Below are 25,533 nucleotides of genomic sequence, written 5' to 3'. Positions count from 1 at the left end.
TGAAGCGGTTTTTACTTCTGCTGAAACGTAAGTATTGCAATACGATTGGAAATAAGGAAATAACAACATGCAAGACGCAATTACCTCTGTCATTAACGCTTCAGACGTTCAAGGTAAATACTTGGACACTGCAGCTCTCGCAAAGCTCAAAGGCTACTTCTCCACCGGTGAACTGCGCGTCCGTGCTGCTACCACCATCAGTGCTAACGCCGCCGCGATCGTTAAAGAAGCAGTAGCTAAATCTTTGTTGTACTCTGATATCACCCGTCCCGGTGGTAATATGTACACCACCCGTCGCTATGCTGCTTGTATCCGCGACTTGGACTACTACCTACGTTATGCTACCTACGCAATGCTAGCTGGCGATCCTTCCATCCTAGATGAGCGCGTATTGAATGGCTTGAAAGAAACCTACAACTCCTTGGGTGTTCCCGTAGGTGCTACAGTACAAGCTATCCAAGCCATCAAAGAAGTAACCGCTAGTTTAGTAGGCCCCGACGCTGGTAAAGAAATGGGCGTTTACTTAGACTATATCTCCTCTGGCTTGAGCTAAGACCCAATTGCACTTAACACATTAGGTGCGGGTTGATTAAAGTCTGGAAATTAATTATGAGTGCTAGAACGTTCTACCGCTTATCTTGTGAATGAGTGTTAGCGGTCTGGTATTGATAGTTAATTTCCAGACTTGGAGTGATTGATTTAAATGTTTTGATAGAATATACACTCCCATTTTTTTTCAAATAAAAAACTTTTCACAATCACCATAGGAGACTATAAGATATGGCGCGTATGTTTAAAGTTACTGCTTGTGTCCCTAGTCAAACTCGAATTCGTACCCAAAGAGAGTTACAAAATACTTACTTTACCAAACTAGTTCCTTACGAAAACTGGTTCCGGGAACAGCAACGCATTCAAAAAATGGGTGGCAAAATTGTCAAAGTAGAACTAGCAACCGGTAAGCAAGGTACTAATGCTGGGTTGATGTAATTAATATCAAAAAAAACATCATTCTAGGGAGTTGTCAAGAGGTCAAGATAGACCTCTTTTTTTACTAAATTAGGGAGCAGGTAACAAATTGGGGTGTACTTCATTAGACACACGGAAAAACTTTGATAACAACCCTACTTTGCCAGCAGTCGAGAAAATTTTGAGTTATAAAAGTGAACAATTACCAAGTTTATGTCTACAATAATTTAATGAATTTATAGTCATTTATGTACATTTGTAGTATAATATAATTATGAATGTACGATCATTAAATGAATGAAACTATCTGATTATGCAAAAAAGGTAGGGATAAGTTATAGAACTGCGTAGGGATAAGTTATAGAACTGCGTGGCGTTGGTACAAATCCGGCGTAATCACAGGTTATCAATAACCTACAGGAACCATAATTATTAATCTACCTGAAACTAACCAAAACCCTAACAAAGTTGTAGCTATCTACTGCCGTGTTTCTGATAATGGTTCAAAAGACAACTTAGAAAAACAAGCTGAAAGGTTAACCCAATATGCTTTAGTGCAAGGATTTATGGGTTAAGAAGAGTAAAGAGAAAAACAGAACGTATCACTCAGGAGTTACAAAATGAAGCTGATTGAGCGTCATGTTATTAAACCAAGTCACCCAGCATACAAAGAAATAGATGAACTTTGCTTTAAATCGAAGAACCTATACAATGCTGTTAACTTCATAGTTAGACAGGAATACATTCATAACAACAAGCATATTAATTATGCGGGAGCCTATCACCTAATCAAAGAATCTGTTGATTATAAAGCTTTGCCAGCAAAGGTAAGTTGTCAAATCATTAAATTAGTTGATAGATGCTGGCTTTCATATTTTGCAGCTATTAGTTCTTTTACGACCAACCCTGATAAGTTCAAAGGTCGGCCTAGACTACCTGGATATAAACATAAAACAAAAGGTCGTTGTGTGGTCATTTACCCGGCACAGGGTATTAGCAAAAGAGGTTTAAAAAAAGGGTTATTACAACCTTCAGGTACAAATATATCTATTTCAACTGCTATTCAAAGTAAAGTTAAAGAACTTAGATTAGTACCTAGAAGTGGATTCCATGTAGTAGAGGCTGTTTATGAAAAGAATGAAGTAGTCACAGTTAGGAATCAATATATTGCAGCTATCGATTTGGGGCTTAATAACCTGGCCACCATAGCTTCAAACAAAAAAGGCTTTCAGCCGTTGATTATTAATGGTCGCCCATTAAAGTCAACCAATCAATTCTTTAATAAACAAAAAGCCCAACTCCAATCGAAGCTTCAAACTCAAGACCCCAATAGATACACCTCCAACAAAATATCCAATCTTCTCACCAAAAGAGATAGTAAAGTTGCTACCTATCTACACCAAGCTAGTAGAACCATTATTAATTACCTTCGACAAAATCAGATTGATACTTTGGTGATTGGTAACAACAAACAGTGGAAGCAAGATATTAATATTGGTAAGCGTAACAATCAAAATTTTGTTCAGATACCGCACTATAAATTTATCCAGCAGTTGGTTTATAAAGCTAACTTAGCTGGCGTTAAAGTTATTATCAACGAAGAAAGTTATACCTCTAAGGCTAGTTTTCTTGACCTTGATAATATCCCGGAGTACCAAAAAGGGGCAGAACTTGTATTTAGTGGTAGAAGAGTAGCTCGTGGGTTGTATAAAGCTTCTAATGGAAGGTTAATAAACGCTGATTTAAATGGGGCGTACAACATATTAAGAAAAGCAGTCCTGAACGCTTTTGCAGACGGGATAGAGGGGTTAGGAGTAACTCCAATCAGGTTTACCCCTGGTAAAGTGACTTTGTAGATTTGTCTATAATTTCACAAACTCTAACTTTTAATTTACCTCATCGTGAATCTACGTTTCCTGATTCCCATTTTTGATAATTCTGTCTCCACCTGGGCCTTAGAAGCCAGGTTGCTGCGCTGGGTCACATTTATCTGGCTGTTTGTGGGATTAATCGTGCTGTTTTCAGCCTCCTATCCCGTAGCTGAAATGCGTCTGGGAGATGGACTGTACTATTTTAAGCGTCAATTAGCCTGGGTTTTCTTTGCCCTGATGGGATTTAACATCATTGTCAATCTTCCCATCCGCAGAATGTTGGGAAATTCTCATTGGTTTATAACCCTGTTTCTGCTGTTAATCTTCGGGACATTAATACCAGGAGTCGGGAAAAAAGCCTTTGATGCAGCGCGGTGGATAGCCATCGGGCCCATTCCCCTACAACCATCAGAATTAATTAAACCCTTCTTAGTGCTGCAAAGTGCGCGACTGTTTGGACAGTGGGAAAAGTTGAGTTGGTCAATACGCTTAAGTTGGTTAGCTGTGTTTTGTCTAGTGCTTTTAGGTATCCTAGCCCAGCCTAACTTAAGTACAGCTGCACTTTGTGGTATGACTATTTGGCTCATTGCTTTAGCAGGGGGAGTCAGTTACAAGTATTTGGCCGGTACTGCAGTCGGTGGAGTACTATTAGCCCTGATAAGTATCAGCATCAAAGAGTACCAGCGCCGCCGTGTGATGTCATTCCTCAACCCTTGGGCTGATGCTACAGGTGATGGCTACCAACTAGTACAAAGTCTGCTAGCAATAGGTTCTGGTCAAACATCGGGGGTGGGGTTTGGACTCTCTCAGCAAAAGCTATTTTATTTACCTATTCAGGACACTGATTTTATTTTCTCGATCTTTGCTGAAGAATTTGGCTTTCTTGGCAGTATTTTACTGTTGCTTCTCTTAGGTTTATTCGCCACCCTAGGATTAATCGTAGCATTAAAGTCCAAGAATATCATCAACCGACTAGTAGCCATTGGCATTACAACTGTAATTGTCGGACAATCATTACTACATATTGGCGTAGCCACGGGTGCATTACCCACCACAGGCTTACCCCTACCCATGTTTAGCTATGGTGGTAATTCTATCATTTCCAGCCTAGTAGGTGCTGCCTTGCTGATTCGGGTAGCCCGCGAAAGTAGTGAAGCGGATATACTACCACTACACAAACCCCAGTCTGATAAACCTCGCCAGCGCCGGATGTTGCAGAAAAGGTAAACTACTTAAATTCGTAGTCCCATAATTATTAAATCCCTTTCAATGCCGTCAAGTTCTGCAACTTGCGGCAAATATCCCCATTGTTTAAACCCGAATTTACCAAACAGGTTTAAACTCGGTTGATTATGGGCGAAAATAAAACCTAAAAGCGTTTTTATTCCCAGGTTCGGACTTTCCTTAACTGCTTGCTCTAGGAGTTTCCCCCCTAAGCCACATCTATGCACAGCAGGGGAAAGATAAATACTAATTTCGGCTGTGGAATCATAAGCTGGCCGCCCATAAAATGATTTAAAACTTAGCCATCCTACAACTATCCCTTCTACTTCTATCACCCAAATTGGTCTTTGTAAACATCGCCCTCGAAACCAAGTTAGGCGACTTTCCACAGAAACTGCTTCTAAATCAGCCGTTGCTGTGCGACTGGGAATTGCTGCATTATAAATTGCTACTATTGCGGGTAAATCATTGATATTCGCATGGCGGATGGTCATGGGTACTTTTAGAGGATGTTTGTCAAGTCATGATTAGTGTATCGAATATTATTTGACCCCTCCCTCACCTTTCCCTTTATAAGGGGAGGGGACTGGATTTGATTGTTTTTTGTGTGTTGGGTGTGTTCGGTGTGTTCCGGTGTTCCCTAAGATAAAAATTACCTGTGGAAAACTTATTAAACATCCTCTAAGAACGAGCTAACAAGGGAGCGGATGCTAGTAAGGTTTGAGTGTAGGGATGTTGAGGATTGGTAAATATTTCCTTTGTACTACCCATTTCTACAATTTTACCATTATGCATAACGGCAATGCGATCGCACAAAAACCGTGCCAACCACAAATCATGAGTAATAAACAAATAAGTTAATTCAAATTCTGCCTTTAATTCTAACATCAAATCCAGCACTTGGGACTGTACACTAGCATCTAACATACTCACAGGCTCATCACAGATTAATAGTTGGGGACGGGTAATTAGAGCGCGAGCAATGGCGACTCGTTGCTGTTGTCCCCCGGATAAATCCGAGGGATAACGTTGATAATAAACTTCTGCGGGTGTTAATCCCACCCTTTCCAGCATCCATAAAACTTCTGATTTTGCTTTTTGTGCATCAGCTAGCTGATGGATAAATAAGGGGTCAGCTATACTTTGTCCCACTGTCATTACAGGATTAAGACAAGCATGGGGGTCTTGAAAAATCATCTGCATTTGTCGCCGTGAAACCCGGATTTCCTGGGGCGATAAACTCATTAAATCCTGTCCCAAAAATTCCACTTTCCCCGCAGTGGGACGAATCAGCTGTAATATTGTCCTGGACAGTGTACTTTTGCCACAACCTGATTCCCCAACTAAACCGAAAATCTCCCCGGGATAGAGTTTTAAGTTAACCTCATCTACGGCTTTAATTGTTTCCCTTCGTTTATTCAATAATCTTTGGATAAAATTCGGTTCTATAGTGTAGTGCTGCTTTAGTTGTGTAATCTGCAAGATTGGTGATGGTGAAGCTTCCCCATTTCCTGGTACAGAGGGCATAGTTTTTACATCTACACTTTGAATATGTAAAGCTGCTTGTAATAGCGATCGCGTGTATTCATGTTGGGGTTGTCTCAATACAGTTTCTGTCGCCCCCATTTCTACCATCTTCCCTTGATACATCACACCCAGGCGATGGCAATACTCCCCCACCATAGCCAAATCGTGAGAAATTAGTAACAAGGCCATATTTTCCTCACTGCATAGACGGCTTAATTCTTGTAAGATTTGCGCCGAGACTGTGACATCTAAACTAGTGGTGGGTTCATCAGCGATAATCAACTTGGGATTGAGCAGTAAAGCCAAAGCAATGGCTACCCGTTGACGCATTCCGCCGCTAAACTCATGAGGGTACTGATACCAACGGCTTGCAGGAATGTTCACTTTTTCTAAAGTGGCGATCGCTTGTGCTTTAGCTTCCCTAGGTGATAATTTTGGTAAATGGGCTTGTAGGGTTTCCATGCAATGGTCACCAATGGTCATCAATGGGTCAAGGCGTGTCATGGGATCTTGAAAAATCAAAGCCAAAGACTCACCCCGAAATTTACGCAACTCCTCACCCATTAAATCAAACACTGATTTACCCTGAAACCTTACCCGCCCCTGAATGTTACTATCAGGGGGTAACAACCCCATTGCAGCCCTTCCCAGAGTTGATTTACCACACCCCGACTCACCCACCAAACCCATTCTTTCCCCTGCTTGTAAGGTGAAAGATACATCATCAACCGCCCAATTTACTACCTCCTCATTACTTTGAGGATAAGCCACACGGAGATTTTCAATGGTCAATAAAGCTTCACTCATGTAATTTCTGTTAGGAAGATGTTTTTGACACTCACCGCTATACCTTTGACCTCTGAAATTCCTGTTTGGGGAAATAGTTACAAAAATAACTGTCAATTGTCCCACAAATATGAGATCATGTCAGGAGTAGAGCAAAAGGTAAAGAATTGTTATGTTTCCGCCTCTGGTGGTGGTTGCACAATAGCCTCACAGTATTGCATGAGAGTCTGCAAGCGATCGCGAATCAACTTGAGCCTCTCATTAGTCGTGGATGCTTGCCGTGCTCCTTGGAGGAACATGATATCAATTTCCAACAAGCGCAACTGCTTACTGATCTCAGTCTGATATGACTGTACCCGGTAACCCGCATCAGGTAAAGGTACAATCTCCAGGCGAAACACCTGCTGCAACAAAGCCACACCCTTTCGCAGTTCAGGTGGATTGACTGGGGTGACACAGGTATCAGAGCGTATTTGCTCGAGTAAAGTTGCGAGTCTGTGATATTTCTCAAGATTTAGAGACATTCAGTGCTAGTTAAGATAGTATTAGTTTCAATAAATTATCTTTTAAAATAAACTTTCTCAACTTCTGATGACAAACCGCAGTGCCTCAACTCCAGCTTTGAGGTTTTGCCATAATATAGATTTATCATTGCTGTATGGATAATTACCACAGGCAACTAGAAAATTATCCTCATTTTTCTTCTTAACTGTAGCAGATAGGATTTTCCACCCTTCCTGCTACCCATAATCTTCATCTCTCACTTATCTACTGATTACGTTTAATCCCTAATTGTATGAGCAGCACACTTGTAAATTCCACAACTACACTCGCCCTTCCGGAATGGCTTCACAAATGTTTACGAGAGTCATCAGCATATAGGGGTGATCCAGAAGAACAGCAAAAGTATAGTGATGAAGTTTTAATTGGTAAGGCCTTTGAATTTGCCTATCAACTCCATGAGGGTCAATACCGCAAATCGGGAGAACTATATATTAGTCACCCCGTAGCCGTAGCCGGATTACTGCGAGATTTAGGTGGCAGTGCTGCCATGATAGCAGCTGGATTTCTTCATGATGTAGTGGAGGATACAGATGTCACAAGTGAAGACATAGAAAAACACTTTGGAGCAGAAGTACGCCAATTAGTAGAAGGTGTCACCAAGCTTTCTAAAATAAATTTCAACAGCAAAACCGAAAGCCAAGCGGAAAACTTCCGGCGGATGTTTGTAGCTATGGCCAAGGATATTCGGGTAATTGTGGTGAAACTGGCAGACCGTTTGCATAATATGCGAACTTTACAATATATGTCAGAGTCTAGTCGTCTGCGCACCGCCCAAGAAACCAGAGATATTTTTGCCCCCTTAGCAAATCGCCTGGGGATGTGGCACATCAAGTGGGAACTTGAAGATTTGTCCTTTAAATACCTGGAACCGGAAGCCTTTCGGCAAATGCAGGATCATGTTTCCGAAAAACGGACGGCGCGGGAAGAAAAATTGGCTAAAGCTACAGAGATACTGCGGGAGCGTTTGCAGCAAGCGGGTATTAAATGTCAGGATATCAGTGGTCGTCCTAAGCACCTTTATAGCATTTATCAAAAAATGCAAAGGCAGCAAAAAGAATTTCATGAAATTTATGATTTGGCCGCCCTGCGGATTATTGTCCAGACTAATGAGGAATGTTACCGGGCTTTGGCAGTGGTTCATGATACTTTTCGCCCTATTCCCTCTCGATTTAAAGATTACATCGGCTTGCCCAAGCCTAACCATTACCAGTCGTTGCATACTGGAGTGATTGGGCTGACTGGCCGCCCTTTGGAAATCCAAATTCGCACTGTGGAAATGCATCATGTGGCTGAATATGGGATTGCAGCCCATTGGAAGTACAAGGAAACAGGTGGTTCTACTAGCCAACTCACCAGCGCTGATGAAAAGTTTACTTGGTTAAGACATCTGCTGGAATGGCAAAGTGATCTCAATGACGCTCAAGAATATCTTGATAGCGTCAAAGATAATTTATTTGGAGATGATGTCTATGTCTTCACCCCTAAGGGGGATGTTATACCTTTAAGTCCTGGTGCAACCTGTATAGATTTTGCTTATCATATTCACACCGAAGTGGGTAACCACTGTGCCGGAGCCAGGGTAAACGGACGCATGGTACCTTTGTCAACTCCTTTGCAAAATGGGGCTATTGTAGAAATTATTACCCAGAAGAACAGCCATCCTAGTTTGGATTGGTTGAATTTTGCCAGAACTTCGGCAGCGAAGTATCGCATTAAACAATGGTACAAGCGATCGCGCCGCGATGAAAATCTGGATCGGGGACGGGAATTATTGGAAAAGGAACTAGGTAAAACAGGTTTTGATAACTTGCTCAAATCACAAGCCATGCAAACTGTGGCCGAAAAGTGTAATTATCACAGCGTCGAAGATTTACTAGCAGGTCTGGGTTACGGTGAAACTACCCTCAACTTAGTTCTCAATCGCTGGTCAGAAGTAGCTAAAGAACAACAACCTGCTAACGTTGTTTCTTTATTTCCCGGTAAAGAAATACCAACAACATCAAAAATTGTCCGCGATACCCCTCCCCTGAATACCCGTCCTTGTGATTCACCCATTATTGGCGTAGAGGGATTGGTATATCATCTCGCTGGTTGTTGTACTCCCCTTCCCGGTGAAGCAATTATTGGTGTGGTCACACGGGGTAGAGGAATTTCTATCCATCGTCAGGGGTGTAGTAATCTCGAAAGTGTGGAGTTTGAGCGCTTAGTACCCGTCAGTTGGAACTGTGCTGTTGAACATATCAGTCGTCCCCAGACTTACCCGGTAAATGTGCAAATCGAAGCTCTTGACCGTGTGGGAGTCCTCAAGGATATTTTATCCCGGTTGAGTGACCAGGGAATTAATGTGCGTCATGCACAGGTGAAAACTTCTATTGATCAACCCGCTTTGATTGATTTAGGAATAGATATACGCGATCGCTTGCAACTAGAGCAAGTGTTTACTCAAATTAAGAAAATGAGCGACATTTTAAACATCCGTCGCCTTGGTCAAATTGACGAATAGTATTTACTAGGCTGTGTTAGAGAAGATTATAAAACTTAGCTGGGATGACTAACATTAATAGACTGCAACATTTTTTCCCGCTTCTTGCGGGCAATTTCTTGTAAATCAACTGTTCTATCAGTCTCATCGACAATTTCACCGGTGATCACTTCTAGTACATCTTCCAATGTTACCACACCAGCCACATCTCCATATTCATCAACCACCACAGCCAGATGTTCCCGCGCTGCGATGAAATTCTTCATCAGTTTATCAGCTCGAATTATTTCGGGAACAAAGTGAACTTTTCTCGCTAAATTAGCAATTTTTTCCTGGTTATTACCTTCAACCATAGCTGTGAGTAAATTATGCTTTAAAGCAAATCCAATTACCTGGTCAATCGACTCATCAACTACAATAATACGGGTATGTTGAGAAGCAATAATGTCTTTTTTTGCGGCTTCAAGAGTGAGATTTCCGCGGATATAAGTTAACATAATCCTGGGTGTCATCAAGTCTGCTGCTGTGACATCATTTAATCTAAATACCCGTTGAATCATTTCTGCTTCATCGCTTTCAATAATCCCCTCTTGTTGACCAATATTCGCCAGCAACTTGATTTCGGCCTCATTTGTGGTTGGTCGCTTTTTGGTTTTAAAAAAGGGTGCAGTGACATTTTCGATAATCCAAACCAGAGGTGTGAACACTAAAGACAGTCCAGTTACAGGTAAAGCCGTCACCATAGCGATTTGTTCACAATAGCGCTCTCCAATTGTCTTGGGAATAATTTCTGCAAACATGATAATCAACAAAGTAAGTATTGCCGAAAATATTCCCAACCAAGTATCTCCCAAGACTTGACTAGCAATACTACCTGTAATAATACTGCCAACAATATTAAAAATATTGTTCATGATCACAATTGTGGCAATCGGTCGATTCATATTTTCCCGAATTGCCAACAGTGCAAGGGTGGCCGGATGATTGGACTGTGCTAATTGTCTGACTCTCAGGGGAGAAACAGAAAACAACGCTGTTTCCGTAGCAGAACAAAGCGCTGAACCGAAAATCACAACAAATACAATTATTATTAGCTGCAACATAAAAGCTAGGAGTTCTTACCCATTTTATCAAAATCCACAGCAAGATTCCCGCTCCAATCAAGAGCATCCTGTTTTAATGTATTTTGGGTCAATATAAATAATAATAGTTTGAGATTCTTATGTCACAAATATTTCCAGGAGAGGTATTCGCTAACACTGCCGATTTTGACAACGGTATTCGCCAACTCTTACCCCGCTATGATGAAATGTTGGAGGTAATTACCGAGTGTCTTCCAACTACAACTCGTCGGATTTTAGAACTAGGCTGCGGTACAGGGGAACTAACCCTGAAAATCTTCCACTGCTGTCCCAATGCGGAAATCACAGCCTTAGATTACTCACCACGCATGTTACAATTTGCTAGGGAGAAAATCACCAATGCTGGATATCAAGAACGGTGGACTGGCATACAAGCAGACTTTGGTGAATGGGCCAATCATCCCGAAAAGTTCGATATAAGTAGCGAATTTGATGCCTGTGTCTCATCTTTGGCAATTCATCATCTCCATGATCAGATGAAGCTGAAGTTATTTCAACGCATTGCTGCGAGTCTTCACCCAGGGGGTTATTTTGGCAATGCAGACCCAATATTACCAGAATCACCTGTACTGACAGAAGTTTATCAGGCCGCACGAGAAAAATGGGCAGCACAACAGGGAAATACTTTAACCGAGGTACGGACTAGGCTTGGTAGTAGTACTCAGCAAGGATATTCTAGCCAAGACCAACTCGCTACTTTGGAGACACATTTGCAAATGCTCACTGAATCTGGATTTAAAACAGTAGCAGTACCTTGGAAATATTACGGTTTAGCTGTTTTTGGCGGCTGGACTTAACCCATATGAACCGCTTCCGGATGCTGCGTTTAGAGCGTATCCCAGGCGGTTCCTTTATAGCCATAATTAAAAATTTCTGGGTGTAAAATTTCTGCTAAAATCTCTAAAGAATCTGCAAGTCTTGGCCCGGGACGATTGAAAAAAGCATTGCCATCAGCAAGATAAACTCTACCACTCTGGGCGGCGTGAAGTTTTTCCCAGTCTGGACGTTGAATGAATAACTGGGCGGCTTGACGAGTCCGATTTAAATCAAAGCCACAGGGGATAAAAATGATGATGTCTGGATTGCTTTTTAACAGTGCTTCCCAGGATATAGAACTAGAAGGCTGACCTTTGACGCTAAATTGTGACTGACCTCCTGCTAAGTTAACCAATTCGGGAATCCAATTCGCAGCAATTATTAAAGGATCTGTCCACTCAATACAGGCTACTGTGGGTAACTCTGTTGAGGAAAGCCCCTGGAGTTTTCGCTGACAAATCGTGACACGAGCTTCTAAATTTTCCAAGACATGAACTGAGTCTACACCAAAGATATCACTTACTCGCTCAATATCTTGCCAAACATCCTCAAGAAGATGCGGTTTTAAGGAAATAATTTGAGGTGAGGTGTGGACAAGACTAGCAAAGGCTTTTTCCACATCTGCAAGGGTGACTCCACATAAATCACACTGGTCTTGAGTAATAATGTGGGTGGGTTGTAATTTCTCTAAAACATCGGTTTTGATTTCATATATACTTAGGGCGGATTGTAACAAGTCGTTGATATCATCATGAATCTTACGGCTTTGCTGATGGTAATTCCAGCGTGCTTGAGTACAAACCGGGCGATTTTTGATTTCCGGAGGGTAGTCGCATTCATGCGATCGCCCGACAATGTGATTAGTCAGGCCCAGTGCGTCCAAAATTTCCGTTCCACCAGGAATCAAAGAAACAATCCTCACACTACTATTGGCCATCGGGCTACCTCCAGAACAGCTACTATAATTTCAATTCTGGCAAACTTTAACTGTTGCGGTATCTTTCTTTAGGTGAACACCTGTGTTCATTCATAAAACAAAATCACATATGAAGTATTTCACGGACTAAAGAAGCTAACTTGTCAGCACTATCAGGAACTGCGACCGCTTTGGCATTTTCTGCCATTGTGGCTAATTCATGGGGCGATCGCAATAAATGTAAAACTTGAGTTTGTAATGTCTGTGTTGTTAACTCCGATTGCCGAAAACTTAAAGCCGCGCCAGCTTGGGTAAATACCTCTGCATTGTATGCTTGATGGTCTTCGGCAGCAAAGGGGTAAGGAATTAATATCGCTGGCGTTCCACATACTGCTAATTCTGTTAAACTGCCTGCACCAGCGCGACTAATGGCTAAATCGGCTCGTCTTAACAAAGCCGCCATGTTGTCGTAAAAGGGTAATGAGATATATTGCGAATGCTGGAGACTATCCGCCTGGGGATCTTGATTCCCTGTTAAATGTACCACATAAGCACCAGCATCAAACCAGGACGGAGCCGACTGGCGCACTAACTGATTCACCGCCACCGCCCCCTGACTGCCACCAAAGACTACAATTAAAGGCACACCATCAGGAATAGGTAAATCCAGCAATTTATCTAGTCCTGGTTCCAGGAATTGAGAGCGCACGGGAGTACCCACATAAACATTTTTGCAGCGAGGTAAATACTGACTAGCGACCGCAAACCCTAAGGCCACCGCACTACACCAAGGTCCAAAAAACCGGCTGACTTTACCAGGTAAGGCATTAGATTCATGGAAAACTACAGGTAACCCCAGGGAACGCGCCGCAATGACGCTGGGAGCCGCTATATAACCCCCTGTGGTGAAAACACCTTGAAAATTCCCTTCTGTGAGGATGCGTCTGACCTTCAAAATCCCCGCCACCATACCGGCTATGATCCGGAGTGTAGACAATCCAAATCCTTGCTGAAACCCCTCAACTGCAATAGTATTCAATAGATACTGTGTGGGCACAAGTTGAGTTTCTAAACGATTGGAGACACCCAGCCATTCAATCTCATAATCTGGTAATTTCTCAGCCAGTGCGATCGCTGGAAACAAGTGTCCACCAGTCCCACTAGCAGCTATTAATAATTTTATCGGTGCGTTTGCCATGAACAATCTAAAGTTTAGCGCCTAGCATATCTAAAGATAAAACAATTTCCTGACCTTCTCTACTTAAATCAGCAAACTCTTACCAAATGACTAACATTACTGCCTTATTACTGAAACACCAACAGAAATTTCCTCATAGTATTTGGTTCTCTATATCACTAATACTATTGAATGTAACTAGTAATTGGCAACCGGCTCAAGCTAGGACAATACAACCATTACAACCTGTGTCTACTGTTGTCCAAGGCGGTGAGATGTCCTTAAAAGACAGGCTACGCCAATGGCAAACAGCCAACAGCTCATCTACCATCATTTCCAGCGGTACAGCCTCTGAATTAAGCAATCTGTTAGCACAAATGGATGCAGCAGCTACCCGTGGTAACATCAAAGAAGTCATGCAATTTTACAGTCCCAACTTCAGCAATACAGATGGTTTAAATTACCAATCCCTTGAAAAATCCTTAATCGCATTCTGGAAACGTTATCCAAATTTGCGATACAGTACAAAGTTGCAATCTTGGCAAGTTGAAGGCAATACCATCGTTGCCGAAACAGTAACTAATATAGTGGGTTCACCATCTACCAACAGCAGTAATTTCGCTCTCAATACCACCATTACATCTCGTCAACGGATTCAGGGCACAAAAATAGTCGAGCAAAAAATCTTATCAGAACGTAGCCTACTTACTTCTGGTGAGCAGCCTCCCCAAATTGATATCAATTTACCAGATCAAGTAAAAGTAGGACAGAAGTATTATTTCGATGCCATCGTCCAAGAACCACTCGGCGATGAGTTTCTACTGGGAACAGCAATAGAAGAACCAGTCCACTTTAGTAAATATCTCAATCCCACATCTGTAAATTTGGAAAGACTCAAATCTGGGGGACTTTTTAAAATCGGACAGGCCCCAGTTATTCCTGGTCATCGTTGGGTGTCAGCAGTGATTGTCAGATCTAATGGGACTACTATCGTCACTCAACGTCTGCAAGTGGTTAGATAGTTAATATTCATTGTACCAAAAGGCTTGTTTGTGTGTACACTCCGCCGCTAGCGGGGGAGTTTCAACTCTTCCATCACATCAGCCGGAATCTCAGTCACTAAACGAATGGGAAATCCTTGGGTAGATGCATATTGGGCGTACTCTGGGGTGAGGAAGATTTTATATTGCTCCCTTTGAGGAGTCATTTGTGCCGCAAATGCTAAAGTAATGACTTTCATATACCTATGAATCTCAGCAGCTTGGGCACCAACTACCTCAACACCCCCCTTCTCCTCCCTCTGTGCAGTAGAAATGGGATCTTTGATACTACCGTGAGTTGCTCCCACAATTCCAATTAGCCATTTTGGTGCTGGGATTTTGCTAAAACCAATGATTTGTTCGGTTAACGCTGGGGTTACTTGATCGGCTGATGATGCTAAAATTAGGGTGGGAACTTCCATATTTTCTAACCCAGTTTCACCAAACATAAGGGAAGTTGTGGGGTTAAGGGCGATCGCCTGTTTAATGCGGGGGTCTCGTAATATGTAGCGATCTTGTGGTAGAGTTTTGGCAACACATTGCAAACCCTCCCCGAAATTAACAGTAGTATCTAGGAATTGAGCACAGCGTTCTCTTAAAGAATCTACTTGTAATTCTCCCCCTGCAATAGACATCGCTGTCCCACCCCCAAAAGAATGACCGATCACCATAGCGTTCTTGGTTGTTAACTTACCTTGTAGCTGGTGTTTGTCTTGTTGGTTCCACTGTGCCAACTGGTCTAAAATAAAACTGATATCTTTAGGGCGCTCCAAAAATTCCTGGGGTTTCATCAGCAATGCAAGACCCCCCTGCATTGGATCTATTCGGTAATCTTGATTACTACCAATATGTTCTAGCGCTGCTACTACATATCCATGAGATGCTAAATGTTCTGCTATGTAGCGCATATCTGTGCGATCAGAGGAATAACCATGTGATAAAATGATCACAGGTTTAGTAGTTCCGGCAGCATCTGACCAATAAATGTCAACAGGAACAAGACGTTGGCGTTGTTCATCTTTTAATCTTGGTAAGTTGATCACCTGTACTTTCCCAGTTCCTGCTTCCCCAGGATCAAAGGGTAAATTCAATTGTGCAGGCTTTGCAACCAGTCTGGGAGTAATGGCTTGTATAAACTCGTTGCTTTGTTGATAGGACAGGTTAAAGTTACTAAAAACCCCAGGTACTTCCGCCACATTAATGACAAGGTTTTGACTGGGGTAATTTTGGATAAAGCTAATAACAGAAAGTCCTTCTGAAGTTTTAGAACCATGTACCAGCGCAGTTCTCAGGGCTTGCATTCCCGCCTCATCTTTGCGGAATGTGAGTTTAGAGAAGTCTTGGAGGATACTACTACCAACCGGAGTATATAATAATCTACTTAAATTTACAAAATTTACGGTAACTTTCTTACGTAGTACTTCTAAAAATTTTTGCCGATCTTCAGGGGGAAATTTATTCGTATAAACTTGATATTGCCGAGGTACTATTCCTGTTTCGGCAATTGTTTGCAAGTCTTCAACTGATATTGATTCCTCTAGAATACCATAACGCAAAATAACATTCTGTGCAGGATTTGCCGGTTTAATTCTCAGTAAGAAATATGTGTTAATAATGGTGATTAATAAAAAAATCTTTATTGTAATGTTTGATAGTAGTGTATATCGCATAATTTGACACCGAACGACATTTTTATTTATGAGTGAGAAAATTTTGAACCGGTTAAAGCTTTTTTGAAAATTTTATCATAAATATTCAGATAATTACCGGCTGAAATTTCAGCTAATTCCATACCTAATGCACCCTAGAGGCTCAAGTCAAAGTCACCCATAAGCGATCGCCTATTCAGCATTTAAGGTTTTGAGAATTTTCTTAGCTAACAATTTTTATAGAACTATACTATATTTGAAAGGATGATTCCTTGCAATATCAGCGATAGCGCAAGCGCTGCTGCTAAAGCAGAACGCCTATTTCACATTACCATCATTTCACTTTCAACACTATCGATTAGTATCAAGTGATATCACACTTATCTTAGTGTAAATACTTAGTAAATGACTATTTCCAGGGAATCTTTGCATAAACCATCCTATGGTTTGGGGGTTAGTCCTGCCTGTGAGTAAGGATAGTAATTTTATTATGCCACCCATAGTTATTAAGATATTATTAAAAAGTTTAATAATATGAGATGATAATTAAACTAAGTAAGTATTATTCATTAGATATCCGATGACAGATGAATTTCCCTGGCTGAGTGTGATTGTCTTGTTACCATTCATTGCTGCTCTGGTGATCCCTGTTCTTTCCGATAAAGACGGCAAGTGGATACGATGGTATGCGCTAGGAGTGGGAGTTACCGATTTAATCTTGATGTGCTACGCCTTTTGGCGGCATTATGATGCCAGCAGTGCTGTATTTCAACTAGAAGAAAATTATGCCTGGATGCCTCAGTTAGGCCTAAGTTGGGCGGTTGCTGTGGATGGTTTATCAGTTCCCTTTGTACTTCTAGCCGGACTGGTAACAACACTGTCAATTTTTTCGGCTTGGCAAGTTGACCGCAGGCCTCGTCTTTTCTATTTCCTAATGCTAGTGCTCTACTCAGCCCAGATTGGGGTATTTGTCGCCAAAGACCTGCTGCTGTTTTTCATTATGTGGGAAGTGGAGCTAATTCCCGTATACCTGCTGATTTCCATTTGGGGTGGACAAAAGCGTCGCTACGCTGCTACAAAATTCTTGATATATACGGCGGCAGCTTCTATATTTATTTTAGTAGCAGCATTGGCAATGGCGCTCTACGGTGGGGGTAATATCACTTTTGACTTAGCACGGTTGGGATTGAAAGATTACCCACTAAATTTAGAACTTTTACTATATGCAGGATTGTTAATTGCCTTTGGTGTCAAGTTGGCTGTGTTCCCCATGCATACTTGGTTACCTGATGCTCATGGAGAAGCTTCATCTCCAGTATCAATGATTCTGGCAGGTGTGCTGCTGAAGATGGGAGGATACGGACTAATTCGCCTGAATATGGGAATTTTGGCTGATGCACATATTTACTTTGCACCAGTTCTGGCAATTCTGGGGGTTGTTAACATTATCTATGGTGCGTTGAATTCCTTCGCCCAATCTAATATGAAGCGGCGGCTGGCCTATTCGTCCATTTCTCACATGGGATTCGTACTGCTAGGTATTGCGTCCTTCACTGATTTGGGTATTAACGGCGCCATGTTGCAAATGATTTCCCACGGTTTAATTGCGTCCGTGCTGTTTTTCCTGGCAGGTGTCACCTACGATCGCACTCGTACAATGATTATGGATGATATGGGCGGTATTGGTCAGGTAATGCCAAAAGTATTTGCATTATTTACCATCAGCGCCATGGCCTCCCTAGCTCTCCCAGGTATGAGCGGCTTTGTGGGGGAACTTGCTGTCTTCGTTGGTATAACTAGCAGTGATGTCTACAGTTCCGCCTTCTGTATTGTCACGGTTTTCCTGGCTGCCATAGGAGTTATCCTCACACCAATTTATCTACTTAATTTGCTGCGTAAGGTGTTTTATGGTACTAGTGCTGCAGTCTCCTGTGACGTTAATAATGCAGCCTTGGAGAATCAGGAGGACGAGGGAACAGCTTGTTTTGGTACTGACTGTCTGCTGCCAACTCAAACGATCTATAGTGATGCTAGACCCCGTGAAGTATTTATTGCTGCCTGTTTTCTGTTGCTGATTATCGGTATCGGGTTTTACCCCAAGTTGGCTATGCAGATGTATGACGTGAAGACCGTGGCTGTGAATGCTCAGGTGCGCCAATCTTTGATGACTATCTCCCAAACAAATCCCCACATCTATGCTCAGGGATTGTCAGTTCCTACTATTCCCCCATCTGAAATAAAACCCGTTTTGGGAGTTGTTAAGTAACTTTATTAACTTATGAAACGTCGCGATTTTATCAATTGGGTAGGTTTAAGTACAATCGCTAGTAGTTTACCTGTAGCTATAGCTGCTTGTGCTTCTAAAAAAGTATCTAGAGATTGGCAAACTGTGGGTACTGTGACGGATTTGGATAAAGATGGCCAATTGCTAGTTCAAAAATCCCCTACTTTCAATGTTTTAGTAGTTGGTACATCGGTCAGTGAAAATCTCATCGCTGTTGACCCTACCTGTACTCACTCAGGTTGCACAGTCACATGGGACGGGAAAGGTAATAAGTTTGCCTGTCGTTGTCATGGTGCAGAATATAACACTAATGGTCAAGTGCGAAGAGACAGCTAGAGAACCACTCAAAACTTACTCAGCTAAGATTGAGAATAATTCAGTATTAGTCAAGCAAAATTAATAATTTCATATCAAACATCCTCTGAGAGAATGGTGGATGCTCTCAAAAACAAGGCTGGAAGACCCATTCAAAAAAACGCTCAATTTTTGCCAAAAATTGAGCGTTTTATAGTTAAATTTCGTCAGGTGATCGGAATACCTATTTATTTAGTATTAATCAACACTACTTTAATTCCTCCTAAAGATAGATAAATACTACGTCCATGTTTTCATACTTCCTGAAAGTTTTGCTAGGCAATGGATGGAACAATAGTATCAATTTTAATTGCCATCTTATAAATTTCATCCTCAGTTGTAGTAATTAAGCCCCATGATTACAAAAACCTTCTGATAGTATTTATTTTTGACACCCTAGTTTTGCTTTGTTACGTCAAATATGCGACTTCTGTGTATTTTGTAATTATTGATACTACTATTCTTATGAGTTCATCTCTACTACCTAGTAGACAGTATGTTGATCAAGACTTCTGTCTACTTAAGGATGTAATGGTGATTTTATGATGTTACAGTTTAAATATCGCCAAATTTGGTGGAATCATCGTACACAATGTCCATAGCGGCAATATTTTGTCAGGAGTGAATGTGAATATTATTTCCCTTGTCTACTACAAGCTAGACAAATGCAAAAGTTTGTTTTACCTACCCAGCGTAGCTGCTCTGACAATGTTAAGTAGTGGTGTGTCTGCTATTGCTGAAACAGTAGATACTCAACTGTTACATGAGGCTTCTGTGAATGCAATATCTATGGCTACGCCATGCAAGGTAGAAGTTGCTAATGAAACATTCACACCTGTACAGGGGACGGTGGAAACCTCATCAGCATCCCTGATTTCTCAATCAAAACTTACTTCTCATCATCAGATAGCACAAGCAAATATAGATTTTGGTAGACCTAGCCGTGCGGTAAAAACTATGTCGGTATTGCTGGTAACCTTGGTTTAGAAGGTAGCAACTCATCTTTAGGTGATGCCAATGTTGCCGTTGTGGGTAAAGTGGGATTGACAAATACCATATCTGTAAGACCATCTGCTCTATTTGGCAACAACACCACTATCTTGCTTCCCGTTACCTATGACTTCAGCTTACAGCAGCCAAGTCCATTTGAGGAGCCCTTAGCGATCGCACCTTATGTTGGAGTAGGTGCTGCTCTTAAAACTGGTGATAATTCTAAGACTGCTTTATTAGTATCTGTTGGTCTTGATTTTCCTCTCAATAGTCGATTTACCGCCACCGCTTCCGCTAATGCCGGATTTTTTGACCAAACTGATATCGGTTTGTTATTAGGAGTTGGTTACAATTTCAGCGGTTTTTAACTGAATCATCTCAAACATAAAAGGCAAAAGTGATTCTCACTCTTGCCTTTTACCTAATATAGCATTTCCCATGCTCGTGAGGTACAATTTTTTTTAGTTTGAGGGAACAGGGAACAGGGAATAGGTGTGTACTTCATGAGCCTGAAAAAGGCTTTAATGCAACTTTGTATTTAGGGATGTAATCTTGATTTTTGCAGTAATTATTCCAGGTTGCATAACAACAAATAATTCTTTCAGCTAAAAATAACCCTTATATATATATGAATAAACAGCGGCAATCATCAAATCAGACTAAAAATGTTATAAAGGAAAATGAAAAAGAACAAGAACTCATGCATGATGTTCTTGTGTTGCTGGAAAACTTGATTTCTAGGGAAGAGACTACAGTCAAGTTAATCATGGATTCTCTCTATGATGTAGGCTCAATTAACCTGATTAACCATAAGTTTCATTGTCGGACTCTCAATAGACTTCTCAAACTCATTTCCAGAACATCCAAGCCAGTATTTAGAATTTTTGCTTGGCGGTGGTTTCAAAATAATGGTCCTCAATTAATTACTAACTGGATACAAAACAAGATTGCTTTCAAAAGCACCCAAACAGCAAAAATACCGACAACACAAGTTGTGCTGGCAAATCCCGACACAAATGTTAATCCTCTAACAAAACCTCAGTATCAACTTCAGGAAGTAAAACATCTTCGTTCCCAGGTGACATTACTAACTGGTATTTTGGCTGGGTTCGTGACTGTGTTTGGTTGTAGCTTTGTTTGGTTAAGTTATTCTCTAGAGCGATCGCATATGCAAAGAATTGTAGAATTACAAAATCAGGTGAAAACTCTGGAGGCTAGCGTCCAAGAACATTAGCTAAACCTGGAAGTAGCCCGGTAATGATTGTGGCGGACTACCCCCATGTCCTTGCTGTTTCCTTGGCAGAGACTATTGAGGATTAGGACTAACTTTATCGATCACATTAATTTTACCATCTGCTTCTACAGTCCAAACATCGTAGACACCCACAACATCGCCATTGGCATCAATATCCACATTACCACTTGCCCCTTGGTAGTTAATGTCTTGACCCTCTCGAAGTAACTTCAGCCCCTCGCATACATTAGTAACTTCTATACCAGGTGCATTAGCAACATCACGTATCTTCTGAGCAATACCAACCCCTGTATTTTCCTGGGCGGCTTGGGCGGACAGTACCAACAAAGCCGCAGCATCCCAGGCTTGGGGAGCATATTCCCCCGGTGAACCGCCTTTTTTTTCTTGCCACAGTTGATTAAAAGCTGCTAGGGCTTGGCCATCAGAACCGGGTACTGTACCCAGCGCCCCAGCCAAGAGATATTTCCCGTCTTCACCTTTGCCTACTTGGTCGGGGAAAGTAGATGATTTTACTCCATCTGTGAGTAAAATTTGCACCCCATCAGTCAAACCTTGTTGATAAGCAGTTTTGAGGAGGAGACTACCTGTTTCAGCGTAGAGAACGGCTACAACTGCATCCGGTTTACCAGCGAAAGCCGCTGCGGCTTCAGTATCAAAAGTTTGGGCTTTGGGATCGTAGCGGACAGGATTATCTTTATTAACTACAGTTCCGCCCAATTTCTCAAAAGCCTCTACAAATGCTTTTTCAAACCCCACGCCATAGTCGTTATTAATCACAACTGTAGAAACTCGCCGAAAACCTTTTTGATTAGCTAGTTCAGCTAATGCTAATGCTTGGTAGGTATCAGGAGGAGCTGTACGCGACCAAAAGCCTTTAAATTCACCTTTTTGGGCTTTTTCTGTAAAAACTGGACTGGTACTACCAGGAGAAACCAGCATCACTTGATTCGGCACAGCAACTGAGACAGCAGCAGTAGAAACGCTACTAGCAAAGGAACCAACTACCCCAGCTACCCGGTCTAAAGTTGCCAATTTGGTCATACCCGCCGCACCAGATCTGGGGTCAGTCTGGTCGTCCACTTCTATGAGGGTAACTGGTTGTCCATTCACTCCCTCGCAAGCGTTAACGGTCTCTACGAGCAAGGGAATGGAGCCTATCATTTGCTGTCCAACCGATGCTAGGTCACCAGTGCTTGGTAGTAAAGTACCAATTTTTAGCCCGGAACTACTCTCCCCTGTGGTATTAGTGTTATTCGCATTTTCGCAAGCTCCTAAAAGAAACCCTGTTGTTAGGGTAGCTATACTCAAGCCTAAGGCAGTATGAATTTTTAGCACAGTTTACTTTTTACCCTGAGATATTTATGAGACTGAAAGTAAGATTCAACCTAGCTTCTTCTTATACTAGGCAAATCTTCACACTCCCCTATGTAAACAGAGGCGGATTATTGGTTCAATTACTCGGATAAATAATAGCATCTACCCACGGGAATAAAACTTTTCACCAAAATATCAATATTTCTTGATGTATAAGATAGGTAACTTTCATCCCTAGACCTAACATTAAGAAAAAAGTAACCACTTTGTTCTCAAGGGTTATCGGCATTCTCGTTATAAATATAGCATTTCCCATGCTCGTGAGGTACAAAGTTGTTTAGTTTCAGGGAACAGGGAACAGGGAACAGGGAACAGGGAACAGGGAATAGGGAATAGGGAATAGGCAATTGATGTGTACTTCATTAGCCTGAAAAAGGCTTTAAGTTAAGAAGGCAAGTTACTTTTTAACCTAGGCGTATCGCTAAAACGGAGAGAGAGGGATTCGAACCCTCGGTACGGAGTTACCTGCCGTACAACAGATTAGCAATCTGTCGCTTTCGACCACTCAGCCATCTCTCCAGATGGGCTACAGATTTTAAATATAGCAGAGTATTTTTAGTTAGTCAACTATCATTTATAAAATTGTTTGAAGTATCAGACGCAAATATAGAATCTCCTGACTTATAGTCAGGAGACTGGCAGGTGTTGCAAAACTTACGGGTTACGAATTATTCTGAATACGGAGTTAACTAAAGAACCTGCGATCGCATCCACGCCCGTGGTAAAGAAAGTAATTTTTGCCACTGAGGTACATAGGCACGTTTGGTAAACGCGTTGTAATCGTTACGTTCAATGATGGTTAAAATTCGACTGTAATGCATGAGAGCCGCCCATACAGGCCAACGAGCATCAGGGGATAGATAACTAATACCTCTTTCAGCTTTAGTATAAAATTCTCTAGCTCTGTTAATTTCAAACCGCATTAGGGAGCGCCAGCGGTCATCAACTACACCTTTAAATAAATCGTCCTCAGTGTAATTGAATCGTGCCAAATCCTCTAGAGGAATATAAATTCTCCCCCGTCGCGCATCCTCCCCTACATCTCTGAGGATGTTGGTGAGTTGCTTGGCTATTCCCAAGGCGATTTCTTCAGCAGTGGGCAGATAAGGCTGTTGTTTACAGTTCCACGGCGCTGAATTTCTGGTTTCATCCAGTCCCATAATCGAGGTTGACATTAAGCCAACAGTACCGGCGACGCGATAACAGTAGAGGTATAAATCCTCAAAGGTTTCATAGCGACTGCGATACAAATCCATCTGCTGACCAGCAATCATATCCCGGAAGGGCTGAATGTCGATGGGAAAGCGTCGAACAGTATCAGCCAAAGCTACATCATAATCTTCCACTGGTTCCCCAGCGAAAATTGACTCTAGCTGCTGCTCCCATAAATCTAGGGTTTCTGGCGTAGTCATGGCACATCCAGGCCCATCTACCAATTCATCTGTGCGGCGACACCATGCGTAAATCGCCCAAATAGCAGGACGTTTTTCTTCGCTCAGGAGCAAAGTGCTTAGGTAAAAAGTCGCGGAATACTTGGCTATAAGTTGCCGACAAAGTTTGTAGGACTCGTCTACAGAGACCAGCGTTTTCATGCGCGGTGGGGAATCAGGCAGTTGCAGCATTCGTTGCGGGCGGTCGGGTTGGCGTTTGCAGGTCTGAGGAATTTTCTACCGGGGGGGCTTCCGAGATTGCTTGCGCTGTCAGCTTACCAGAAAGTACAGCACCTTCCATACTAGCTAAGTAGCGCTGCATGGTGTAATCCCCAGTGAGATAAAAGTTGTTGATGGGGGTTTGTTGTGAGGGGCGGTACTGTTGGCGACCTGGTGTCGCTTTGTAAACTGAGCGCGGTGTTTTGACCACATGATACTTTAATAATTTAGCGTTATTTTCTTGCCCAAAATGGTCAGGGAAGAGTTTCTCTAACTCAGCAAGAGTGGCGGTAACAATTTCCTCATCTGATTTAGTGATCCAATCTTTTGCCGGAGCTAAAACTAATTCCAACATTGAGCGATCTGGATTAGCATATTCACGACAGGCATTGCTCATATCAGCATAAACGCTCAGGAGCGGCGATCGCGAGAATAATAAGTGATCAATCTCTGTCAGTTTACGATCAAACCACAAATGGACATTAATTACAGGTACCCCTTCTAAACCTTCTAGCTTTTGGAAAAACTCCATTTCCTGCCAAGGTTTTGGTAGCATTACCTTTAACGGGTCAACGGGCATAGCTGACACATACAAGTCAGCTGTAAATATTTCATCCTCAGCCCCATTTAACCCTCTGAGTAAGAATCCCTTAACTGTACCGTCAGGGTTGAGCAAAATTTCCTTGAGGGGAGCATTTAGCCGCACTTCCCCACCCCGCTGAGTGATGTAATCTACTATCGGCTGACACAATCTTTCGGTGGGTGAACCGTCTAAAAATGCCATTTTAGAGCCGTTCTTTTCCTGAAGGAAGCGATTCAGCGCTGTGAGGAGGATCGTAGCAGAGATTTCATCAGGTCCAATGAAGTTTAATGACTTGCACATGGCAATGAAAACTTCTGTATTCACCCGTTCGGGAATCTTCTGTTTACGTAGCCACTCTGTCCAAGAATATTTATCCATCTCCTCAACATATTTTTGCCCCTGAACCATTGCTGGAATCAGTCCTAGACCAAATTTAATTTTTTCTGGCCATGTGAGCATATCGTTGTTTCTGAGAATCGCCACCACACCATTTAAGGGCGCTGGCAAATCTGGGAAGTCAAAGCGGCTGTATGTTCCTGGTGCTTCGGATTCATTGAAGATCATTGTGTGTTCTTTCCACTGCAATCGATCTTCAATATCCAGTTCTTTAAATAGCTGCAACATATTGGGATATGCGCCAAAAAAGATGTGCAAACCCGTTTCGTACCAGTCTCCATCAGCGTCTTTCCACGCGGCCACTTTACCACCCAATACATCCCGGCGCTCCAAGATAATGGGAGTATGACCTGCGTCTGTGAGATATTTCGCGCAGGATAGCCCTGCTAGACCAGCACCCGCGATCGCGACTCGCATTTAAACTTACTGCCTTTTAATATTTCTTTATGGTTTTGTCGTTCTCATTATAAGTTGCAATCCGTTACATT

Annotated in this window: 21 protein-coding genes, 1 tRNA gene and 1 pseudogene; 12 read left to right on the top strand and 11 right to left on the bottom strand. The window is 42.0% G+C overall.

Annotation, left to right across the window (positions count from 1 at the left end):
* The first annotated feature begins 67 nt into the window (after positions 1-67).
* The 4 genes from apcB (at position 68) to AC6IZ0_RS15235 (ending at position 4,064) form a co-directional block, all read left to right on the top strand.
* The gene (gene apcB, locus AC6IZ0_RS15250; protein ID WP_271734166.1) at positions 68-553 is read left to right on the top strand and encodes an allophycocyanin subunit beta; all 486 of its coding nucleotides are present in this window, start codon (positions 68-70) and stop codon (positions 551-553) included.
* 227 nt (positions 554-780) lie between these two features.
* Complete coding sequence (locus tag AC6IZ0_RS15245; RefSeq protein WP_200988402.1) at positions 781-987, top strand: phycobilisome linker polypeptide; 207 nt, start codon at positions 781-783, stop codon at positions 985-987.
* 599 nt (positions 988-1,586) lie between these two features.
* Entirely contained in the window at positions 1,587-2,822 is a 1,236-nt protein-coding gene (locus tag AC6IZ0_RS15240) for an RNA-guided endonuclease InsQ/TnpB family protein (protein ID WP_497723697.1), read from the top strand.
* 45 nt (positions 2,823-2,867) lie between these two features.
* The gene (locus AC6IZ0_RS15235; protein WP_497723696.1) at positions 2,868-4,064 is read left to right on the top strand and encodes an FtsW/RodA/SpoVE family cell cycle protein; all 1,197 of its coding nucleotides are present in this window, start codon (positions 2,868-2,870) and stop codon (positions 4,062-4,064) included.
* Between the two features lie 5 nt (positions 4,065-4,069).
* On the opposite strand, the gene AC6IZ0_RS15230 is transcribed toward AC6IZ0_RS15235, so the two are convergent.
* From AC6IZ0_RS15230 to patD, 3 genes are all read right to left on the bottom strand, one after another.
* On the bottom strand, positions 4,070-4,555 hold the full coding sequence (locus tag AC6IZ0_RS15230; RefSeq protein WP_497723694.1) for a GNAT family N-acetyltransferase: 486 nt from the start codon (positions 4,553-4,555) through the stop codon (positions 4,070-4,072).
* 187 nt (positions 4,556-4,742) lie between these two features.
* Entirely contained in the window at positions 4,743-6,395 is a 1,653-nt protein-coding gene (locus AC6IZ0_RS15225) for a dipeptide ABC transporter ATP-binding protein (protein WP_497723692.1), read from the bottom strand.
* 149 nt (positions 6,396-6,544) lie between these two features.
* Positions 6,545-6,898: a heterocyst frequency control protein PatD gene (patD, locus tag AC6IZ0_RS15220; RefSeq protein WP_497723691.1), complete on the bottom strand. Its 354-nt coding sequence runs from the start codon at positions 6,896-6,898 to the stop codon at positions 6,545-6,547.
* A gap of 272 nt (positions 6,899-7,170) precedes the next feature.
* Here patD and AC6IZ0_RS15215 point away from each other — a divergent pair, with 272 nt between their 5' ends.
* Positions 7,171-9,441, top strand: coding sequence for a RelA/SpoT family protein (locus AC6IZ0_RS15215; RefSeq protein ID WP_497723689.1), 2,271 nt, complete (start codon positions 7,171-7,173; stop codon positions 9,439-9,441).
* 35 nt (positions 9,442-9,476) lie between these two features.
* Here AC6IZ0_RS15215 and AC6IZ0_RS15210 read toward each other — a convergent pair whose 3' ends face one another.
* Entirely contained in the window at positions 9,477-10,523 is a 1,047-nt protein-coding gene (locus tag AC6IZ0_RS15210; protein WP_271734015.1) for a hemolysin family protein, read from the bottom strand.
* Positions 10,524-10,642: 119 nt separating this feature from the next.
* Between AC6IZ0_RS15210 and AC6IZ0_RS15205 the strand changes: the two genes are divergently transcribed.
* Positions 10,643-11,359 (top strand): class I SAM-dependent methyltransferase, encoded by a 717-nt coding sequence (locus AC6IZ0_RS15205; RefSeq protein WP_497723687.1) that lies wholly within the window; start codon positions 10,643-10,645, stop codon positions 11,357-11,359.
* Positions 11,360-11,388: 29 nt separating this feature from the next.
* Here AC6IZ0_RS15205 and AC6IZ0_RS15200 read toward each other — a convergent pair whose 3' ends face one another.
* Both AC6IZ0_RS15200 and murG read right to left on the bottom strand, forming a co-directional pair.
* Positions 11,389-12,315, bottom strand: a complete 927-nt coding sequence (locus AC6IZ0_RS15200) for a cobalamin-binding protein (protein ID WP_271734013.1) — start codon at positions 12,313-12,315, stop codon at positions 11,389-11,391.
* 103 nt (positions 12,316-12,418) lie between these two features.
* The gene (murG, locus tag AC6IZ0_RS15195; RefSeq protein ID WP_497723686.1) at positions 12,419-13,492 is read right to left on the bottom strand and encodes an undecaprenyldiphospho-muramoylpentapeptide beta-N-acetylglucosaminyltransferase; all 1,074 of its coding nucleotides are present in this window, start codon (positions 13,490-13,492) and stop codon (positions 12,419-12,421) included.
* 86 nt (positions 13,493-13,578) lie between these two features.
* On the opposite strand from murG, the gene AC6IZ0_RS15190 reads away from it, so the two are divergent.
* Positions 13,579-14,493 (top strand): DUF8623 domain-containing protein, encoded by a 915-nt coding sequence (locus AC6IZ0_RS15190; protein WP_271734011.1) that lies wholly within the window; start codon positions 13,579-13,581, stop codon positions 14,491-14,493.
* A 47-nt stretch (positions 14,494-14,540) separates the two neighbouring features.
* Here the strand turns inward: AC6IZ0_RS15190 and AC6IZ0_RS15185 are convergent, their stop codons facing one another.
* Positions 14,541-16,181: an alpha/beta hydrolase gene (locus tag AC6IZ0_RS15185; RefSeq protein ID WP_497723684.1), complete on the bottom strand. Its 1,641-nt coding sequence runs from the start codon at positions 16,179-16,181 to the stop codon at positions 14,541-14,543.
* 559 nt (positions 16,182-16,740) lie between these two features.
* On the opposite strand from AC6IZ0_RS15185, the gene AC6IZ0_RS15180 reads away from it, so the two are divergent.
* The 5 genes and pseudogenes from AC6IZ0_RS15180 to AC6IZ0_RS15160 all read left to right on the top strand — a co-directional run bounded on the left by AC6IZ0_RS15180 (position 16,741) and on the right by AC6IZ0_RS15160 (position 21,022).
* Positions 16,741-18,426: an NAD(P)H-quinone oxidoreductase subunit 4 gene (locus tag AC6IZ0_RS15180; protein WP_271734008.1), complete on the top strand. Its 1,686-nt coding sequence runs from the start codon at positions 16,741-16,743 to the stop codon at positions 18,424-18,426.
* A 12-nt stretch (positions 18,427-18,438) separates the two neighbouring features.
* Positions 18,439-18,844 (top strand): annotated as a pseudogene (locus AC6IZ0_RS15175) (QcrA and Rieske domain-containing protein).
* 581 nt (positions 18,845-19,425) lie between these two features.
* Entirely contained in the window at positions 19,426-19,785 is a 360-nt protein-coding gene (locus AC6IZ0_RS15170) for a hypothetical protein (protein WP_497723683.1), read from the top strand.
* Positions 19,786-19,841: 56 nt separating this feature from the next.
* Positions 19,842-20,156 (top strand): hypothetical protein, encoded by a 315-nt coding sequence (locus AC6IZ0_RS15165; RefSeq protein WP_497723682.1) that lies wholly within the window; start codon positions 19,842-19,844, stop codon positions 20,154-20,156.
* 260 nt (positions 20,157-20,416) lie between these two features.
* Positions 20,417-21,022, top strand: a complete 606-nt coding sequence (locus AC6IZ0_RS15160) for a hypothetical protein (protein WP_497723679.1) — start codon at positions 20,417-20,419, stop codon at positions 21,020-21,022.
* Between the two features lie 72 nt (positions 21,023-21,094).
* Here AC6IZ0_RS15160 and AC6IZ0_RS15155 read toward each other — a convergent pair whose 3' ends face one another.
* From AC6IZ0_RS15155 to pds, 4 genes are all read right to left on the bottom strand, one after another.
* A complete protein-coding gene (locus AC6IZ0_RS15155; protein WP_497723678.1) occupies positions 21,095-22,378 on the bottom strand; it encodes an ABC transporter substrate-binding protein in 1,284 nt (427 codons plus the stop codon).
* A gap of 466 nt (positions 22,379-22,844) precedes the next feature.
* Positions 22,845-22,936 (bottom strand) — tRNA-Ser (locus AC6IZ0_RS15150).
* A 170-nt stretch (positions 22,937-23,106) separates the two neighbouring features.
* Positions 23,107-24,039, bottom strand: a complete 933-nt coding sequence (gene crtB, locus AC6IZ0_RS15145; protein WP_271734002.1) for a 15-cis-phytoene synthase CrtB — start codon at positions 24,037-24,039, stop codon at positions 23,107-23,109.
* Entirely contained in the window at positions 24,023-25,462 is a 1,440-nt protein-coding gene (pds, locus tag AC6IZ0_RS15140) for a 15-cis-phytoene desaturase (RefSeq protein WP_497723676.1), read from the bottom strand. Before pds ends, crtB begins: the two co-directional genes overlap by 17 nt.
* Between the last annotated feature and the right edge of the window lie 71 nt (positions 25,463-25,533).

The sequence above is a fragment of the Anabaenopsis sp. NIES-4685 genome (assembly GCF_059725405.1).
This window is presented reverse-complemented; position numbering and strand designations above follow the sequence as displayed.

Excerpts from the sequence above, each read along its gene's own strand:
- pds (WP_497723676.1), bottom strand. The coding sequence starts at position 25,462 with ATGCGAGTCGCGATCGCGGGTGCTGGTCTAGCAGGGCTATCCTGCGCG.
- AC6IZ0_RS15200 (WP_271734013.1), bottom strand. The coding sequence starts at position 12,315 with ATGGCCAATAGTAGTGTGAGGATTGTTTCTTTGATTCCTGGTGGAACG.
- AC6IZ0_RS15225 (WP_497723692.1), bottom strand. The coding sequence starts at position 6,395 with ATGAGTGAAGCTTTATTGACCATTGAAAATCTCCGTGTGGCTTATCCT.
- AC6IZ0_RS15230 (WP_497723694.1), bottom strand. The coding sequence starts at position 4,555 with ATGACCATCCGCCATGCGAATATCAATGATTTACCCGCAATAGTAGCA.
- murG (WP_497723686.1), bottom strand. The coding sequence starts at position 13,492 with ATGGCAAACGCACCGATAAAATTATTAATAGCTGCTAGTGGGACTGGT.
- AC6IZ0_RS15185 (WP_497723684.1), bottom strand. The coding sequence starts at position 16,181 with ATGCGATATACACTACTATCAAACATTACAATAAAGATTTTTTTATTA.
- AC6IZ0_RS15245 (WP_200988402.1), top strand. The coding sequence starts at position 781 with ATGGCGCGTATGTTTAAAGTTACTGCTTGTGTCCCTAGTCAAACTCGA.
- AC6IZ0_RS15215 (WP_497723689.1), top strand. The coding sequence starts at position 7,171 with ATGAGCAGCACACTTGTAAATTCCACAACTACACTCGCCCTTCCGGAA.
- AC6IZ0_RS15160 (WP_497723679.1), top strand. The coding sequence starts at position 20,417 with ATGAATAAACAGCGGCAATCATCAAATCAGACTAAAAATGTTATAAAG.
- AC6IZ0_RS15180 (WP_271734008.1), top strand. The coding sequence starts at position 16,741 with ATGACAGATGAATTTCCCTGGCTGAGTGTGATTGTCTTGTTACCATTC.
- patD (WP_497723691.1), bottom strand. The coding sequence starts at position 6,898 with ATGTCTCTAAATCTTGAGAAATATCACAGACTCGCAACTTTACTCGAG.
- AC6IZ0_RS15205 (WP_497723687.1), top strand. The coding sequence starts at position 10,643 with ATGTCACAAATATTTCCAGGAGAGGTATTCGCTAACACTGCCGATTTT.
- AC6IZ0_RS15190 (WP_271734011.1), top strand. The coding sequence starts at position 13,579 with ATGACTAACATTACTGCCTTATTACTGAAACACCAACAGAAATTTCCT.
- AC6IZ0_RS15240 (WP_497723697.1), top strand. The coding sequence starts at position 1,587 with ATGAAGCTGATTGAGCGTCATGTTATTAAACCAAGTCACCCAGCATAC.
- AC6IZ0_RS15210 (WP_271734015.1), bottom strand. The coding sequence starts at position 10,523 with ATGTTGCAGCTAATAATAATTGTATTTGTTGTGATTTTCGGTTCAGCG.
- crtB (WP_271734002.1), bottom strand. The coding sequence starts at position 24,039 with ATGCTGCAACTGCCTGATTCCCCACCGCGCATGAAAACGCTGGTCTCT.
- apcB (WP_271734166.1), top strand. The coding sequence starts at position 68 with ATGCAAGACGCAATTACCTCTGTCATTAACGCTTCAGACGTTCAAGGT.